The sequence below is a fragment of the Ursidibacter arcticus genome (genome assembly GCF_009761375.1).
Lineage (GTDB): Bacteria > Pseudomonadota > Gammaproteobacteria > Enterobacterales > Pasteurellaceae > Ursidibacter > Ursidibacter arcticus.
In genome coordinates this window covers 1-368 of sequence record NZ_LEKM01000074.1, presented here as the reverse complement: position 1 = coordinate 368, position 368 = coordinate 1, and the positions used below count along the sequence as shown (strand labels likewise).

Genomic DNA, 368 nt, shown 5'->3' with positions numbered 1-368 from the left:
AACGGGTGATTTGTCTTTGATGCTATCGCCAGGAATAACAGCTTTGTTGCTACCCGCTGGAACATCAGGAATGTATTCAGGGTGGCTAGATTTGTATGAGCCGTCAGCTTGTTTTTCAAGTGTTGCTGTAATAGGGTTCTTTTTACCTTCTGGAATAAAGGTAACTTCGTATTTTTTAACGTTTGGATCAATAGCGATTTCAGCAGAACCATCTTTCTTCGCAGTTACTGTTGGTTTTTCTTGTTGAGGTCTTGGTGGGGTATAGCCGCCATTAGAACCAGAGCCAGATGAGCCTGGAGGTGTAACACCTGTGCCTGGTTCAGTTGTTTCTTCAGTCGTAGATGGATCAGCTGGGTTACTACCTGTTC

1 pseudogene is annotated in these 368 nt (G+C 44.0%); it reads right to left on the bottom strand.

What is annotated here, in order from left to right:
* Positions 1–368 (bottom strand): annotated as a pseudogene (locus A1D25_RS01845) (hypothetical protein); the annotation flags it as partial.